The sequence below is a fragment of the Mesorhizobium sp. B2-3-11 genome (genome assembly GCF_006442215.1).
Lineage (GTDB): Bacteria > Pseudomonadota > Alphaproteobacteria > Rhizobiales > Rhizobiaceae > Mesorhizobium > Mesorhizobium salmacidum.
Genome location: NZ_VFVS01000018.1, coordinates 56,462 through 72,533, shown reverse-complemented (window position 1 = coordinate 72,533; position 16,072 = coordinate 56,462). Strand labels below are relative to the sequence as shown.

Annotated in this window: 17 protein-coding genes; 11 read left to right on the top strand and 6 right to left on the bottom strand. The window is 63.5% G+C overall.

Annotated features, from left to right (window positions below; genetic code table 11):
• The first annotated feature begins 32 nt into the window (after positions 1 to 32).
• Positions 33 to 599: a DUF6101 family protein gene (locus FJ960_RS22570; RefSeq protein WP_140507971.1), complete on the top strand. Its 567-nt coding sequence runs from the start codon at positions 33 to 35 to the stop codon at positions 597 to 599.
• 37 nt (positions 600 to 636) lie between these two features.
• Here the strand turns inward: FJ960_RS22570 and ubiA are convergent, their stop codons facing one another.
• Both ubiA and FJ960_RS22560 read right to left on the bottom strand, forming a co-directional pair.
• Complete coding sequence (ubiA, locus tag FJ960_RS22565) at positions 637 to 1,620, bottom strand: 4-hydroxybenzoate octaprenyltransferase (protein ID WP_181166699.1); 984 nt, start codon at positions 1,618 to 1,620, stop codon at positions 637 to 639.
• 68 nt (positions 1,621 to 1,688) lie between these two features.
• Positions 1,689 to 2,600 (bottom strand): LysR family transcriptional regulator, encoded by a 912-nt coding sequence (locus FJ960_RS22560; RefSeq protein WP_140716875.1) that lies wholly within the window; start codon positions 2,598 to 2,600, stop codon positions 1,689 to 1,691.
• Between the two features lie 90 nt (positions 2,601 to 2,690).
• On the opposite strand from FJ960_RS22560, the gene FJ960_RS22555 reads away from it, so the two are divergent.
• Positions 2,691 to 3,512: a phytanoyl-CoA dioxygenase family protein gene (locus FJ960_RS22555; RefSeq protein WP_181174290.1), complete on the top strand. Its 822-nt coding sequence runs from the start codon at positions 2,691 to 2,693 to the stop codon at positions 3,510 to 3,512.
• Between the two features lie 164 nt (positions 3,513 to 3,676).
• A complete protein-coding gene (gene purD / locus FJ960_RS22550) occupies positions 3,677 to 4,951 on the top strand; it encodes a phosphoribosylamine--glycine ligase (protein ID WP_140716873.1) in 1,275 nt (424 codons plus the stop codon).
• A gap of 19 nt (positions 4,952 to 4,970) precedes the next feature.
• Here purD and FJ960_RS22545 read toward each other — a convergent pair whose 3' ends face one another.
• Both FJ960_RS22545 and FJ960_RS29985 read right to left on the bottom strand, forming a co-directional pair.
• Positions 4,971 to 6,083 (bottom strand): glycoside hydrolase family 25 protein, encoded by a 1,113-nt coding sequence (locus FJ960_RS22545; protein ID WP_140716871.1) that lies wholly within the window; start codon positions 6,081 to 6,083, stop codon positions 4,971 to 4,973.
• Between the two features lie 384 nt (positions 6,084 to 6,467).
• Positions 6,468 to 6,704, bottom strand: a complete 237-nt coding sequence (locus FJ960_RS29985) for a hypothetical protein (protein ID WP_140716869.1) — start codon at positions 6,702 to 6,704, stop codon at positions 6,468 to 6,470.
• A gap of 210 nt (positions 6,705 to 6,914) precedes the next feature.
• Here FJ960_RS29985 and FJ960_RS22535 point away from each other — a divergent pair, with 210 nt between their 5' ends.
• Both FJ960_RS22535 and FJ960_RS22530 read left to right on the top strand, forming a co-directional pair.
• Positions 6,915 to 8,684 (top strand): acyl-CoA dehydrogenase, encoded by a 1,770-nt coding sequence (locus tag FJ960_RS22535; RefSeq protein ID WP_140716867.1) that lies wholly within the window; start codon positions 6,915 to 6,917, stop codon positions 8,682 to 8,684.
• A gap of 19 nt (positions 8,685 to 8,703) precedes the next feature.
• Positions 8,704 to 9,456 (top strand): crotonase/enoyl-CoA hydratase family protein, encoded by a 753-nt coding sequence (locus FJ960_RS22530; RefSeq protein WP_140716865.1) that lies wholly within the window; start codon positions 8,704 to 8,706, stop codon positions 9,454 to 9,456.
• 11 nt (positions 9,457 to 9,467) lie between these two features.
• Here the strand turns inward: FJ960_RS22530 and pdxH are convergent, their stop codons facing one another.
• Positions 9,468 to 10,085, bottom strand: coding sequence for a pyridoxamine 5'-phosphate oxidase (gene pdxH, locus FJ960_RS22525; protein WP_140507834.1), 618 nt, complete (start codon positions 10,083 to 10,085; stop codon positions 9,468 to 9,470).
• Between the two features lie 40 nt (positions 10,086 to 10,125).
• Here pdxH and FJ960_RS22520 point away from each other — a divergent pair, with 40 nt between their 5' ends.
• The 4 genes from FJ960_RS22520 (at position 10,126) to FJ960_RS22505 (ending at position 13,183) form a co-directional block, all read left to right on the top strand.
• Positions 10,126 to 10,587, top strand: coding sequence for an RT0821/Lpp0805 family surface protein (locus FJ960_RS22520; protein ID WP_140507832.1), 462 nt, complete (start codon positions 10,126 to 10,128; stop codon positions 10,585 to 10,587).
• A gap of 100 nt (positions 10,588 to 10,687) precedes the next feature.
• The gene (locus tag FJ960_RS22515; RefSeq protein ID WP_140507830.1) at positions 10,688 to 11,620 is read left to right on the top strand and encodes a J domain-containing protein; all 933 of its coding nucleotides are present in this window, start codon (positions 10,688 to 10,690) and stop codon (positions 11,618 to 11,620) included.
• A 104-nt stretch (positions 11,621 to 11,724) separates the two neighbouring features.
• Positions 11,725 to 12,543: an enoyl-ACP reductase FabI gene (gene fabI / locus FJ960_RS22510; RefSeq protein WP_140507828.1), complete on the top strand. Its 819-nt coding sequence runs from the start codon at positions 11,725 to 11,727 to the stop codon at positions 12,541 to 12,543.
• A gap of 52 nt (positions 12,544 to 12,595) precedes the next feature.
• A complete protein-coding gene (locus FJ960_RS22505) occupies positions 12,596 to 13,183 on the top strand; it encodes a histidine phosphatase family protein (protein ID WP_140716863.1) in 588 nt (195 codons plus the stop codon).
• Between the two features lie 124 nt (positions 13,184 to 13,307).
• Here the strand turns inward: FJ960_RS22505 and FJ960_RS22500 are convergent, their stop codons facing one another.
• The gene (locus FJ960_RS22500) at positions 13,308 to 13,571 is read right to left on the bottom strand and encodes a DUF1344 domain-containing protein (RefSeq protein WP_023783490.1); all 264 of its coding nucleotides are present in this window, start codon (positions 13,569 to 13,571) and stop codon (positions 13,308 to 13,310) included.
• A gap of 183 nt (positions 13,572 to 13,754) precedes the next feature.
• On the opposite strand from FJ960_RS22500, the gene aroC reads away from it, so the two are divergent.
• Complete coding sequence (aroC, locus tag FJ960_RS22495) at positions 13,755 to 14,855, top strand: chorismate synthase (protein ID WP_140716861.1); 1,101 nt, start codon at positions 13,755 to 13,757, stop codon at positions 14,853 to 14,855.
• A gap of 108 nt (positions 14,856 to 14,963) precedes the next feature.
• Positions 14,964 to 16,064, top strand: coding sequence for a 3,4-dihydroxy-2-butanone-4-phosphate synthase (gene ribB / locus FJ960_RS22490; protein WP_027142339.1), 1,101 nt, complete (start codon positions 14,964 to 14,966; stop codon positions 16,062 to 16,064).
• Positions 16,065 to 16,072: the final 8 nt, after the last annotated feature.

The following is a 16,072-nucleotide window of genomic DNA, read 5'->3' as shown; positions in this document are numbered from 1 at the left end:
TCAGGAGACAGACAGGAAGGCGCTCTATGAACGTGAACACTGGACTGAAGCCAGTCTGGGCGGGACGCAACATGCGTCTCGACCCATTCCGCCTGCCGCAGGTAGTGAGCTACGCGACACGCGACGATTACGGCGACGTGACCTTCACCATCGACCAGCGTGGCGCCGTGATCCGCCGCCTGCTCGAGATGAGCGGCCTGCCGGCGATCATTGTGCTGCCCGCCAATGCATTTCGCGGTGTCGCCGCTCGTGCGATGGAGGATCCGGAAGGCAATGTCACGGTGACCCTTGAACTCCTGCACAACGATCCGATGTTGTCGGTGCCGCTGCTGGTGGCTGACGATCTCGAAGACGTCGCCGCCGACTGGCGCGCCTGGGCCGATGCCTACCGCCTGCCGATGCTGTTGATCGAATCCGACGGCGTCGCCCGCACCCTGGAAGAATCGCTCGGCGCCGCCATCAAGACATTGCCGCCGCGGGAGCGCCGCAAGGGCCGCGTTTCCAATATGCGCCGCCCCCGCTTCCTTGCCCGCCGCAGACCCGGTGACCTCGGCCTCAGGCTGGTCATCGGCGGCCAGGAGATCATTGCGCGGGAATAAGCACCTTTACTGTTCCGGATTGCCGACACTGGGGCCGCTACACCAGCGGCTTCAGCGCCACCCACAGCGCGCCGCCGATCAGGCCGAGGAAGATCAGCCAGCCGACTTGGTTGTTCGACCGAAACAGCCGCAGGCACTGGTCCGGATCGTCGATATCCAGAACCGCGATCTGCCGGGCCATGTGGGCGCCGGCGGCGATCAGTCCCGCCAGTGCCACCACCGGGGCCTGTGCCGAGGCGAAGGCGATGGCGAAGCAGATCAGCGTACCGCCATAGAGCCCCGCGAGCCATGCCTTGGTGTTGTCGCCGAACAGCCGCGCGGTCGAACGCACGCCGACAATGGCGTCGTCTTCCTTGTCCTGATGGGCATAGATCGTGTCGTAGCCGATCACCCACAGGATCGAACCGATATAGAGCATGATGGCGGGGCCATCGAGATCACCGAACTCGACCGCCCATCCCATCAGCGCGCCCCAGGAAAAGGCGAGGCCGAGAAACAGTTGCGGCCAGTTGGTTATCCGCTTCATGAATGGATAGACAGCCACGATCACCAGCGAGCAGACGCCGAGCAGGATGGCGAAGCTGTTGAACTGCAACAGCACCGCCAGGCCGACCAAGGCCTGCAGCACAAGAAACAGCCAGGCCCGCCGGCGCGTGGTCTGGCCGGATGGCAGCGGGCGCGAGCGGGTGCGTTCGACCTGGTTGTCGATGTGCTCGTCGACAATGTCGTTATAGGTGCAGCCGGCGCCACGCATGGCAATGGCGCCAATCAGGAACAGCACGAGATATAGTGGCGCCGGCAGCAGCGAAAGCAGCGGGTCGCCAGGCCGGGGATAGGCGCTCGCCGCCAGTGCGGCCGACCACCAGCATGGCCACAAAAGCAACTGCCAGCCGATCGGCCTGTCCCACCGTGCAAGCTGTGCATAGGGCCAGATCGCGCGCGGCAGCACGCGGTAGACCCAATGGCGGTTCGGCGCATCGGAGACGCGGCCCTGGGACGCTTTCGACTGGACAGGTTCCATTGGCATGGAGTGGCAGCAGCGGCGGAAACCGTCAAGCGGCAAGCAGCGCAGGAGCGTCCGTCCACCCGTCAGGAGGTGAAGATGTCGCGTGTGGAAAACCAGACTTTCGCCACCTCGATGAAAGCCAGCGCCGCATTCGACACGCGCTGATGCGTATCGTGGGTGAGGATGATGCGCTGCATGGGCAGCGGATCCGACAGCGGTTTGCAGACGAGGCGCAAGCCGTCATAGCTGTGGTCGCCATGCGGGCGGGTATAGCTGACCGCGACGCCGAAGCCGTTCGCCACCATGCTGCGCTGGAGTTCGAACGAGCTTGTGCGCATGTCGGCGACGGGTGACAGGCCACGGCTGCGGAACAGGTCAAGCATATGCTGCCAGCTATGCGGCTGGTCGGTCGTGATCAGCGGGTAGGCGGCCAGATCCGCCAGGCTGACCTCGGGGCGGTCCGCCAGCGCATGGCCCGCCGGCAACAGCGCATGCGGCCGCAGCTCGTGCAGCAGGATGCGGGCGAAATGCGACGGCAGGCCGAGATCGTAGCTGAGGCCGAGATCGACGGCGGCGTCCGCCAGGCGTCGCCCGAGCGTCTCGAACGTCTCGTCTCGGACGATGACGGCCACCGCTGGATGGCGTTCGGAGAAGGCGCGGATGAGACCCGGCGCGAAATAGGGCGCCAGATCCTCGAAGCAGCCGAGCACCAGCTCGCCGCCGATCGCCGAGTTGACCTTTCCCAGGGCAAGGAGTTCGTCTGTCTCGGCAAGAACCTGCTTTGCCTTTGCCACGGCGGTACGACCGAAAGAGGTCAGCGAGACACCGCTTCCACGCTGGCGCACAAACAGTTTCTGGCCGAAATCCTGTTCGATGGCGTCGATCGCCACCGAAATAGACGGTTGCGAAATGTTGAGCGCCCGGGCCGCGCCCGTGACGCTGCCATGGCGGGCGACGGCGACGAGATAGCGTAGCTGGGTGAGCGTCACGCTCATAGTTCAAACCTATGTGTCAGATGAGAAGTTATTATTTTACTGAATGAGCGGCCGTTGCGATAGTCGCCTCGATCCTGAAAGGAGGACAACATGGCTTCCCAACCCGCTCCACCGGCAATGGACACCGAAATCATCGATGCGCGGACAATCGCCGACTACCAGCGCGACGGCGCGGTCTGTGTCCGCGGCGCCTTCAAGGGCTGGGTCGACACGATCGCCGCCGGCATCGAGCGCAACATGCAGAACCGCAGCGCCACGGCGTCCGACATTGCCAATGGCCGCGGCAGCTTTTTCGACGATTACTGCAATTGGGAGCGCATCCCCGAATTCGTCAAGGTGGTGCACGAATCGCCCGCAGCGCGACTGGCAGCCGCGGTGATGCAGTCGCGTACCGCGCAGTTCTTCCACGATCATGTCCTGGTCAAGGAACCTGGCACGCAGAAGCCGACGCCGTGGCACCAGGACATTCCCTATTATTTCGTCGACGGCCAGCAGACGGTGAGCTTCTGGATCCCTATCGATCCGGTGAAGGAGGCGACGCTGCGTCTGATCGCCGGCTCGCACAAATGGGACAAGATGATCCTGCCGGTACGCTGGCTGGACGACGGCAATTTCTACGCCGCCGAGGGTGATTATCGTCCGGTGCCCGATCCCGACAACGATCCATCGATGAAAGTTATCGAGTGGGAGATGGAGCCGGGCGACGCCATCCTGTTCGACTTCAGGACGGCGCACGGCGCGCGCGGCAACATGACCTCGGCCCGGCGCCGGGCGCTGTCGCTGCGCTGGGTCGGCGACGATGCCTATTATGTCGAGCGGCCGGGCCGCACCTCGCCGCCCTATCACGGTCATGGCATGCAGCCGGGGCAGAAGCTGCGCGAGGATTGGTTCCCGATGGTCCATCAGGGCTGAACGAGAGCCAGAATAGGGGGCGCCGGTGGCCTGCGCCCCCTATTCGGCAGGCATAACGTTCCCGTGTGCAATTCCGATCAATCCACCCTGATGCCTTGACCCGTCGTCCAGAGAGCAATAGCGGGTTGTTCTCTCTATGGGATAGTCGGCATCATGAGGTGGCCATGAACATTCTTCTTCTCGGCTCCGGCGGCCGCGAACATGCGCTGGCCTGGAAGATCGCCGCTTCACCGCTGCTGACCAAGCTCTACGCGGCTCCCGGCAATCCGGGCATCGGCGCCGAGGCCGAACTGGTGAAGCTCGATATCGCCGATCATGCCGCCGTAGCCGCCTTCTGCCGCGAGAAGATCGATCTCGTCGTGGTCGGTCCGGAAGGGCCGCTGGTCGCCGGTATCGCCGATGATCTGCGCGCCGAAAACATCCGCGTCTTCGGGCCTTCGAAGGCCGCCGCGCGGCTGGAAGGCTCGAAGGGTTTCACCAAGGATCTCTGCGCCCGCTACAACATCCCGACCGCCGCCTATGGCCGGTTCGGCGATCTGGCCTCCGCCAAGGCCTATGTCGAGAAGATGGGTGCGCCGATCGTCATCAAGGCCGATGGGCTCGCAGCCGGCAAGGGTGTCACCGTCGCCATGACGATGGATGAAGCGCAGGCGGCACTCGCTTCCTGCTTCGACGGGTCCTTCGGCGCCGCCGGCGCGGAGGTGGTGATCGAGGAATTCATGACCGGCGAGGAGGCGAGTTTCTTCTGCCTCTGCGACGGCACAACGGCGCTTCCCTTCGGCACCGCGCAGGACCACAAGCGCGTCGGCGACGGCGATGTCGGTCCCAACACCGGCGGCATGGGCGCCTATTCGCCGGCCCCGGTGATGACGCCTGACATGATCGAGCGCACCATGCGCGAGATCATCGAGCCGACCATGCGCGGCATGGCCGATCTCGGTGCGCCTTTCGCCGGCATTCTGTTCGCCGGGCTGATGATCACGGAAAACGGGCCGAAGCTGATCGAATACAACACCCGCTTCGGCGATCCTGAATGCCAGGTGTTGATGATGCGGCTGAAGGACGATCTTCTGGTGCTGCTCAATGCCGCCGTCGACGGCCAGCTTGCGCATACCTCCGTGCGCTGGCGCGACGAGGCGGCGCTGACCGTTGTGATGGCGGCGAGGGGCTATCCCGGCACGCCGGAGAAAGGCTCCGTCATCCGCGGCGTCGAGGACGCCGCGGGGGAAGGCGTCCAGATTTTCCATGCCGGTACAGCCATCAATGGCGGCGCGCTGGTCGCCAATGGCGGCCGTGTGCTCAACGTCACGGCGACCGGCGCCACCGTTGGCGAGGCGCAGGCGCGGGCCTATGCCGCGCTCGACCGGATCGACTGGCCGGACGGGTTCTGCCGCCGCGACATCGGCTGGCAGGCCGTGGCGCGCGAGCAGGCAGGCTGAAGCTCCGACCGGGTGGCGGCTACCGCTGGCCACGGTCGAGAGTTGTCGAGGCCGTGCTCAGCGGGTCGGCGGCCGCTGCGAAGGCGGCGTCGAGTTGCTCGGGTGAACGCTGCCCGGCCCGCTTCCAGGCGACATATTGGACAATACCGAAGCCCGGCCGTCGCGGCACCGTCTTCACGACAGGCATGCGGAACCCGTCGCGGAATTTCGACCAGCGCGAACCGAGCACGGCGGCCATTTCCTCGAATGTCGGCGGCGTCGCCACATCGGCATAGATGATGGTCGCTTTGCCGGCCAGGGCGGCTTCCCGCGAGAGCGGCACCGGCACGCTGGCAAGATAATCGGGAGGCACGTCGATCAGGCCGCCGAAAGGCCATTGCTGGCGTAGCGTGACGGCATCCGTGGGCGCCACGTTGACGTCGATGTTGTCGGGCGTGCCGGCAACCCTGTAGGGGCAACGGAAGCGCCCGCAATTGGCCTGCGCCGAAAACTGCCAGAGCGCGTAGCCTTGCCAGTTGCCCATCGGAAAATGCACGTCGATGTCGGGCTTGTAGCGCGCGTACCACAGAGGCAGGCGCGACAGGAGCCGGTATTTGTAGCGGTTGTCGGCGATATATTGTGCGGTCTTGCCATTGGTGTAGAGCACCGGGAAGCGGCCGACGCGCCGATGCACCTGGCGCGCGAACTCCTCGGCGTCATCGAGCGACATCCATTGCGAGGGATCGTTGCCCTCGAGGTCGAGAGCCATGAGATCATCCGGCGCGGGGTCGGCGAAATCGAGGAAATTGTTGGCCTGCTCGACCGGATTGCCGGGACGGGCGAGATGATAGGCGCCCCATTTCATGCCGAGCGCCTTGGCCACGACCCTACGTGTCTGGAACAATTCGCGCGTCACCGCGTGGCGTTTCCACAGCGCCTTGCACAGCTTCACGTCGGTGTCGCTGCCGAAACAGAAGTAGGGCGGCGGCATGCCGTCGGACGCCTTGTTGATGAAAGCGACGATGCGTTTGTCGGTGGCAAGCCGGGCCCAGTCGATGGAATTGTACTCGTAGGCATCGACCACCAGGGCACGGTCGGCACTCTTCCACGGCTCGGAAAAGTCCGAAGCCTTTGCCGCCATCGACAGCGCCATTGTCGCCGCAAGAGCGAGAAGCGCTGTGCGGCGAAGGAAACACGCCGTCCTTTTCAAACAGGGAATCCCCGTTGATCAAAGGCAAATCCTGGACCGCTATGGTTAACGAAATGCTTCGGGAATGGCCAGGATCGACGCGGTCCTTGGCAGATAGCTGGCAAGCGCGAAATTTACCGGGAATCCATGACCAGCCGTTTGTAAGCATCGGCGGCTGCGCGTAGCGCTTCATTCGGTTCGGGCGGATTCACAATCGCCTACGCCAAGGCGATCTGATCCTCGATTGAGAGGCGCATGACTGCGGCCTCGTCAGGGGAGGGCAGCGCTGACCGGGTCCGCGCAATAACGGCCTGCTTGTTTGGCAGCATGTCTCCTCTGGCCCAGCTTTCACCGCTGGCTGAGCGGCTGAAATTCGAACGGGTCCGGCGCGGGCTCTTGCTGCAGTGTCCCTTCGGCGGCGCGTTTGCGGTGGTGGGCAAGCGAGCATCGCGGCGAGCACAATATGCCGCGATCCGACCAGTAGGCGGCACCGTTTGCCACGTCGCCGTGATAGTAGGAAAATCCCGCTGCCCGATAGGGTAAGCCGCATTCAATACACCGATAGGCGTCAGGTCTGGCAAGCATTGGAATGTTCCGGTCGGCTGGTTTTCTGTCGCCGTTCGATATGATCCGACATCGGTCGAATTTAATACAGGCCGGCCCGATTGCAAAATCCGCGTGACAAATTTTGACGTTTACGTAAAAAGAAATGGGAGACCGCCCAAAGGCGGATGGTTTTGCGGCGGCACTGGCTCTAGGGTCGGGAAGGCCGGTGCATCAGGAGGATCGAGCGGCATGTATCGGGCACCGGTCGAGGATATTGCGTTCACCCTGAAGCACGTCGCCGGAATGAAATCGGCCATCGATGCCGGTGCGTTCGGCGATCTCGGCGAGGATCTGGTCGATGCCGTTCTTGGCGAAGCTGGCCGCTTCGCCACCGAGGAGGTGGCACCCCTTTATAAAATCGGCGACGAACAAGGCGCCGTGTTGAAGGACGCGGTCGTCACCACCCCGCCGGGCTGGAAGGAACTCTATCGCCGCTGGATCGAAGGCGGCTGGAACGCGCTCTCCGGGCCGGAAGAGTATGGCGGTCAGGCATTGCCGACCATGCTCGGCGTCGCCGCGCTCGAAATGTGGAATTCGGCCGCCATGGCGTTCGGCATCGGCCCGACGCTGACGATGGGCGCGGTCGAAGCGCTGGACAAGCACGCCTCTGAAGACCTCAAAGCGAAATATCTGGCAAAGCTCGTCTCCGGCGAGTGGATGGGCACGATGAACCTGACCGAGCCGCAGGCCGGATCGGATCTCGCCGCCCTGCGCAGCCGCGCCGAGCCGGCCGGCGACGGCACCTACCGCATCTTCGGCCAGAAGATATTCATCACCTATGGCGAGCACGATTTCACCGACAACATCGTCCACCTGGTGCTGGCGCGGCTGCCCGATGCACCGGCCGGAACGCGCGGCATCTCGCTGTTCCTGGTGCCGAAATTCCTGGTCGGCGACGATGGCACGCTGGGTGCGCGCAACGACGTCTTCTGTTCCGGCCTCGAGCACAAGCTCGGCATCCATGCCTCGCCGACCTGCACCATGATTTATGGCGATGGTTTCCAGGGTGCCCAACCCGGCGCCATCGGCTGGCTGATCGGCGAGGAGAACAAGGGCCTCGCCTGCATGTTCACCATGATGAACAATGCGCGGCTTTGCGTCGGCATGCAGGGCGTCGCTGTCGCGGAAGCCGCGACCCAGAAAGCGATCGCCTATGCCAATGACCGGCGTCAGGGCAAGGCGGCAAGTTTTGGTGGCACCGGCTTGGCGCCGATCGTCCATCACCCGGACGTGCAGCGCAATCTCCTCACCATGAAGGCGCTGACACAGATCGCCCGCGCGATCAGCTATTCCTGCGCCCACGCCATCGATCTCGCGCGCGTATCGTCTGGTGACGAGGCGGCGCGTTGGCGCGACCGTGCCAATCTCTTGACGCCGCTCGCCAAGGCCTTTTCCACTGATGTCGGCGTCGAGGTCGCCTCGCTTGGCGTCCAGGTGCATGGCGGCATGGGCTTCATCGAGGAAACGGGTGCGGCAGCCCTCTACCGCGACGCGCGTATCGCGCCGATCTATGAAGGCACCAACGGCATCCAGGCGATCGATCTGGTGATGCGCAAGCTGCCGCTTGGTGGCGGCGAGCACGTGCATGGCTATATCGACGAACTGGCTGGTATTGCCAATGCGGTGCGAACGTCGAACCTCGAAGGGTTTGGCCGCACCGCTGATGCTCTCGATCAGGCGCTCTTCGATTTGACGCAGGCAACGCGCTTCCTGCAGAAATCGTCGGCCGACGGCCGGACGGAGGAGGCGCTGGCGGGTGCGACGCCTTATCTCAGGCTGATCTCGCTGGCCGCCGGCGGCGCCTATCTGGCGCGGGCCGCTCTCGCCGACCAGGGCCGCATCGCGCTTTGCCGCTTCTTCGCCGAAAACCTGCTTGGCGAAGTCGGCGCTTTGAAGGAGCGCGTGATCGGCGGCGCCGAAAGCCTGGCTGCTGCCGGCAAGGCACTGATTTCTGCCTGACCTTCACAAGGAAAAGACCGTGACAGACCACATCCTCGTCGAGCGCCAGGGCGCCATCCAGATCATCCGCATGAACCGCCCGGACAAGAAGAACGCCCTGACGCGCGCCATGTATGCCAAGATGTCGACGGCCCTTGCCGAAGGCGACGCCAATCCGGCGGTCCGCGTTCATGTCTTTCTCGGTGTGCCCGGGGCCTTCTCATCCGGCAACGACCTTGCCGATTTCATGGTTATGGCTACCGGCGGCGATGGTGGCACGGAAGTCTGGGATTTCCTGCTGGCGTTGGTCCGGGTCGAAAAACCCATCGTCTCTGGCGTCGACGGCATCGCGGTCGGCATCGGCACCACGATCAACCTGCATTGCGATTTGACCTTCGCCACGCCACGCACTGTGTTCCGCACGCCCTTCGTCGATCTCGGCCTCGTGCCGGAGGCTGGATCGAGCCTTTTGGCGCCGCGCATCCTGGGTCAGCAAGCTGCGTTTGCGCTGCTTGCCCTCGGCGAAGGCTTCTCGGCCGAGCGCGCGAAGGCCGCTGGAGTGATCTACGAGGTGGTCGAGGAGGGCGCTCTGGAGGCCTCGGTCCTCTCGGCAGCCGGCCAGATCGCGGCCAAGCCCCCGCAGGCTCTCAAGATCGCGCGCGACCTGATGCGCGGCTCACGCGACGATCTGGTTGCCCGCATCGGAGTGGAGAGCGAGCATTTCCGTGAGCGGCTGAAATCCGATGAGGCGCGCGCGGCCCTCACGGCATTCATGACCAGGAAAAAGGGCTGAATCTTACCCTTTCAGGGATAAAGCCTCGTCTTGCTCCAACCACGATCGGCGTCGCGTGAGAAGACCACTCGGTCATGCAGCCGGAACGGCCTGTCGTGCCAGAATTCGATCGTCTTCGGCACGATGCGGAAGCCCGACCAGTGCTTGGGCCGTGGAATCTCGCCGATAGCGTAGCGCGCTGTGTATTCCGCGACGGCCTTTTCCAGGGCAAAGCGGCTTTCCAGCGGCCGCGACTGCTTCGAGGCCCAGGCGCCGATGCGGCTGCCGCGTGGCCGCGTTGCGTAATAGCTGTCGGCCTCGGCGTCGCTGACGATTTCCACCGGACCGCGAATGCGGACCTGGCGGCGCAGCGATTTCCAGTGGAAACACATCGCCGCCTTCATGCTGCCTAGAATCTCCTGGCCCTTGGCGCTCTCGAAATTCGTGTAGAACACAAAGCCGCTTTCATCGAACCCCTTGAGCAGCACCATCCGTACGTCCGGCATGCCCTCGGCATCGACGGTCGCCAGCGCCACGCCGTTGGCATCGTTGATTTCGCTCTTGGTGGCGTCGTCCAGCCATGCGGCAAAGAGACGAAACGGCTCGGCCGCTTCGGTAAAGTCACTGGTTATTAACGCTGTGTCACTCATAGTTTTTCTCAAATTGTCACGAGATCAGGGAGGTTGCCGATTGTCGCGTATCGCGCAAGCTTTTGACAGCAGGCAATGGGGCGTTATCGCTTCAGCCAGCGCGAAAGCGGCGATCGTGGCAATCGCCCTGCCGCTTGCCGGCTGCGGTGCGGGCGGCTTCAGCCTGGACAAAGCCGAAGTCGACCGCTCGATCCTGACCAGCAGCACATCGGCTTCGGCCAAGCCGGCCGATTCGGATCGCGACTCCGACCAGACGACGATCGGCAATGCGGTATCCTCCGCCGACATCGAGCAACTCAGTGGCCAGGCCGTGCCTTGGGCGAATGCCGGCACCGGCTCGCGCGGCTCCATCACGGAACTGGCGGAATTGAAGGACAGCGGCCAGACCTGCCGCCGCTTCAGGGCTTCGCGCGAGAGCTTTGACGGCGTTGCCATGTTCGAGGGCGAACTCTGTCTTGCCAGCGCCGGCGGCTGGCGCATGCAGGGCTTCAAGGCACTCTGATTTTCCGGCCTTGATATGATGCACCGCTACTGGAATTTCTTCCTATGCGAGCGCATATAGGGGGCAAGTATGGACTCACTCCTTTTCCAGGGCAGGAAGCATGCGCGACCCCTATGAGGTGCTGGGCGTTGCAAAGAACGCATCGGCCAAGGACATAAAATCGGCGTACCGGAAACTCGCAAAGAAACATCATCCGGACCAGAATCCGAATGATCCCAAGGCGAAGGACCGTTTTGCCGCGGCCAATCAGGCCTACGAGGTCATCGGCGACGAGAAGAACCGTGCCGCTTTCGATCGTGGCGAGATCGATGCCGACGGCAAGCCGCGTTTCCAGGGTTTTGAAGGTGCAGCCGGCGGCGGTGACCCCTTTGCCGGGTTTCGCCGCCAGCAACAGGGCGCCGGCGGCTCGCGATTCGAGTTCCGCTCGGGCCGCCCCGGTGGCGATCCGTTCGACGGCAACAGCGACATCTTCAGCCAGATTTTCGGCGATGCCTTTTCAGGCGCGCGCGGGCCAGGGGCAGGCGACCGCCGCCAGCCGGCGACATCAGCTGACCTGAACGTCACGCTCGACGTCACCATCGAGGAAGCTGCGAACGCCGAAAAGGTCACGGCGATGTTCCCGGACGGCCGCAAGGTGGCGGTCAAGCTGCCGGCCTATGTCGAGGATGGCCAGACCATCCGGTTGAAAGGCCAGGGCGAGCAGGGACCGGGCCAGCCCGGCGACGCACTGGTCAAGATCCACATCCGCCGCCATCCGCGCTACCGCATCGAGGGTCGCGACCTGCACGCCGATCTGCCGGTTTCGCTGGCCGATGCTGTGCTGGGCGCCAAGGTGCCGGTCGAGACGCCGACCGGCAGGCTCGCTGTCAACGTTCCCGCTTGGTCCAGTTCCGACAAGGTCCTGCGGCTCAAGGGCAGGGGCTTGCCGGAGAAGGCCGGCGGCCATGGCGATCTCTATGCCCATGTGCGCATCATGCTGCCGGAAGGCGGCGACAGCGCGCTGGAAACGCTGTTGCGCGGCCAAAAAGGCTGATCAAGAGCTTTTGTCCCCCGAACTGTCCGGTTTGAACGCTTGAAGGGGCTGTGTGCCTGTGCGATAGGCACTCCACAAAGAGAAACCTTGCGGAGAGCGCTGACATGGCGGGTGGACAGGGCCTAATGGCCGGCAAGCGCGGCCTTATTCTTGGCGTCGCCAATAACAGGTCGATCGCCTATGGCATTGCCAAGGCCTGCGTCGATCACGGCGCCGAGATCGCACTGACCTATCAGGGCGAAGCCTTCAAGAAGCGGGTCGAGCCTCTGGCGGCGGAACTGGGCGCCTTTGTCGCCGGCCATTGCGACGTCACCGATTCCGCGAGCTTGGACGAGGTTTTCGCCAATGTCGCCAAGCATTGGGGCAAGCTCGACTTCCTCGTCCATGCCATCGCTTTTTCCGACAAGGACGAGCTGACCGGCCGTTATGTCGAGACGACGCGCGACAATTTCCTGCGCACCATGGACATTTCGGTCTATTCCTTCACCACCATCGCCAAGCGCGCCGAAGCGCTGATGACCGAGGGCGGTTCGCTGCTGACGCTGACCTATTACGGCGCCGAGAAGGTGATGCCGCACTATAACGTCATGGGCGTCGCCAAGGCGGCACTCGAGGCCAGCGTGCGTTACCTCGCGGTTGATCTTGGCGCCAAGAAGATCCGCGTCAACGCGATTTCCGCCGGCCCGATCAAGACGCTTGCCGCCTCCGGCATTGGCGATTTCCGCTACATCCTGAAGTGGAATGAATACAATTCGCCGCTGAAGCAGACAGTCACGCAGGAAGAAGTCGGCGATTCCGGCGTCTATTTCCTGTCCGACCTGTCGCGTGGCGTCACCGGCGAGGTGCACCATGTCGATTCCGGCTATCATGTCGTCGGCATGAAGGCGGTCGACGCGCCGGATATTTCGACGGTCAAGGATTAGTTCTCTCCGCCTATCCTCCGTCCAGGCCCTGGGCCGATCTCCGGAAGAGCTGATGTACCCGCTGGTTTATATCGCGCGCCACGGCCAGACCGCGTGGAACGCCGAGTTCCGGCTTCAGGGCCAGGCCGACACCGATCTCAATGCTCTCGGCCGCGAGCAGGCGACCAGAAACGGCCATCGGCTGGCCGAACTCATCGGCGATCCTAACGAGTTCGACTTCGTCGCCAGCCCAATGAGGCGGACGCGCGAGACGATGGAACGCATCCGCGCCTCCATGAAGCTCGATCCGCTCGCCTATCGAACCGATCTCAGGCTCATTGAAGTCAATTTCGGCGATTGGCAGGGCTTTACCTTTGCCGAGCTCGATACGCGGTTTCCCGGGGCAAGCAGGACGCGTGCACGCGACAAATGGAATTTTCAGCCGCCGGGCGAAGGTGCCGAGAGCTATCAGATGCTGCTTGAGCGGGTGAAGCCATGGTTCGACGAGATCGACCGCAAGACGATCTGTGTCACGCATGGCGGTGTCATGCGCGCCCTGTTTCGCTTCGTGCTTGATAGGCCCGAGGACGAGGCCGCGAACCTGGAGATACCGCACGATCGCGTGCTCAAACTCGAAGGCAACAGCCTGGAATGGCTTTAGGACGCCTGGTAAAGGCCAATTCCTAACGCATGTCGCCCAAAGTGACCTCGGTTTTTGGGAAGACGACATGCACAAAAACACGACCTAAAGCGTGTCGCATGAATCCGTTTCGACGCGACGCGCTTCAGTTCGTGTCGCTGTCTCCCGGCAACTGCATGTCGGTGACGACGTTTTCGCCATCGGTCACATCGTAAGCGATGACGATGTCCATGCCTGGCTTCAGCGCGTCGAGATCGGTCTCGGCGTTCAGCTTGTAGGATTTGCCGTCATCAAGCGTCAGCGTCAACGCGTCCTTGTCGACCTTCTTGATCAGGCCTTCGGTCTGGCCGGCAAAGGCGGCGGTGGAAAGCAGCAGCGTGGCGGCAACAGCGCCAATCAGGGTACGCATCATCGTCCTCTTTGGTCATTGCGCCGGCCTGGGTGGCGGCGGATCCTCAACGGCGAATGGAGCAAAGCAGAAACCAACCGAATGTGTCAAAACTAAATCCGCCAGATCACAGTTTGACCACTGTGGAAAACGCCAATAGAAGGCTGGCTTCAGCCGGTTTCGATGCCGGGCAGGGCACTTTCCATGTCTCACAACACGTTTGGCCATCTTTTCCGCGTCACCACATGGGGCGAGAGCCATGGCGCGGCGCTCGGCTGCGTGGTCGATGGCTGTCCGCCGGGTATCCGCTTCACGCGCGATGAAATCCAGGCCGAACTCGACAAGCGCCGACCCGGCCAATCGCGCTTCGTCACCCAACGCCGCGAGCCGGACGAGGTGAAGATCCTCTCAGGCTTCGTCCTCGACGAGGACGGCGCGACGATGATCACTACCGGTACGCCAGTCTCGATGCTGATCGAGAATGTCGATCAGCGCTCGAAGGACTATGGTGAGATCGCCCGCCAGTTCCGGCCGGGCCATGCCGACTACACCTACGAGGCCAAATACGGGGTACGGGACTATCGCGGTGGCGGCCGCTCTTCCGCACGCGAGACCGCGGCCAGGGTCGCCGCCGGCGCGCTCGCCCGCAAGGTGGTGCCGGGCATGGTCGTGCGCGGGGCGTTGGTGTCGATGGGCGAAAAGTCGATCGACCGAGCCAACTGGAACTGGAATTTCATCGGCGACGCGGAAAATCCGTTCTTCACCCCCGATCCCGCTTCCGTTCCTGTTTTCACGCAATATCTCGACGCCATTCGCAAGGCCGGCTCCTCGGTCGGCGCGGTGATCGAGATTGTCGCTGACGGCGTGCCTCCCGGCCTCGGCGCGCCGATCTACGCCAAGCTCGACCAGGACATTGCCTCCGGCCTGATGTCGATCAACGCCGTCAAGGGCGTCGAGATCGGCAACGGCTTCGAGGCCGCCCGCATCACCGGTGAGCAGAATGCCGACGAGATGCGCATGGGCAATGACGGCGAGCCGGTGTTCCTGTCCAACAATGCCGGCGGCATCCTCGGCGGCATCTCCACCGGCCAGGCGATCGTCGCGCGCTTTGCCGTGAAGCCGACGTCGTCGATCCTGACGCCGCGCAAATCGATCGACAAGGACGGCAACGACGTGGAGGTGATGACCAAGGGTCGCCACGACCCTTGCGTCGGCATCCGCGCCGTGCCGATCGGCGAGGCCATGGTTGCCTGCGCCATCGCCGACCACTATCTGCGGCACCGAGGACAGACAGGAAGGGGATAGGGACTAGGGGACTAAGCTTGGCTGCCACGCCGAAACGGCCAAATTTTCCTTTTCCCTACTCCCGCATTACCCTATTCCCCTACTCCCTGCGAGTGAAACGAGCGCTTTATGCCTTACGACCAGAAGAAAATCGTCGAAGCAATTCGGGCCTTCGAACGCGGCGAGATCGTCGTCGTCATGGACGATGACGGGCGTGAGAACGAGGGCGACCTGATCGTCGCCGCCGTCCACTGCACGCCGGAGAAGATGGCCTTCATCGTGCGCAACACGTCGGGCATCGTCTGTACGCCGATGCCGCGCGAGGAGGCCAAGCGGCTGAACCTCGCGCCGATGGTGGCCGACAATGATTCGGCCCACACGACCGCCTTCACCGTCAGCGTCGACTTCAAGCATGGCACCACGACAGGCATTTCAGCCGACGACCGCACGCTGACCGTTCGCAATCTTGCCAACGGCAATGTCGGCGCCTCCGATTTCGTCCGCCCCGGCCACATCTTTCCGCTCATCGCGCGCGAAGGCGGCGTGTTGATGCGCTCGGGTCACACCGAGGCCGCGGTCGACCTCTGCAAGCTCGCCGGCCTGCCGCCGATCGGCGTGATCTCGGAACTGGTCAATGATGACGGCACCGTCAAGCGCGGCCCGCAGGTCGCGGCCTTCGCCGAGGAGCACGGTCTCAAGCAGGTATCGGTCGCCGACCTCATCGCTTACCGGCAGCGCAAGGAAACGCTGGTCGAGCGCGTCGCCTGTTCCGACATCGAGACGCTGGGTGGCAAGGCGCAGGTCTTCACCTACACGCTGCCCTGGGACACGATGCATCACGTCGCCATCGTCTTCGGCGATATCCGCGACGGCGAGGACGTCCCGGTGCGACTGCATTCGGAGGACGTCGTAACCGATGTGTTCGGCACCAGCCACCGCCTCGATGGCATCATGAAGGCGATGGGCGAGCGCAAGCGCGGTGTCATCGTCTATCTGCGCGAGGGCTCGGTCGGCGTCGCCCACCAGGAGCGCAACCGGCCGGCGCCGGGCGATCGCGAGGATCATGAAGAGGCGCGCCGGCGCGAGAGCGAATGGCGCGAGATCGGCCTTGGTGCGCAGATCCTGAAGGATCTCGGCATTTCCTCCATCAACCTGATCGCCTCGCGCGAACGCCATTATGTCGGTCTCGAAGGGTTTGGCATCCACATCGCCAAGACCGAGATTATCTGAGCTCAAGA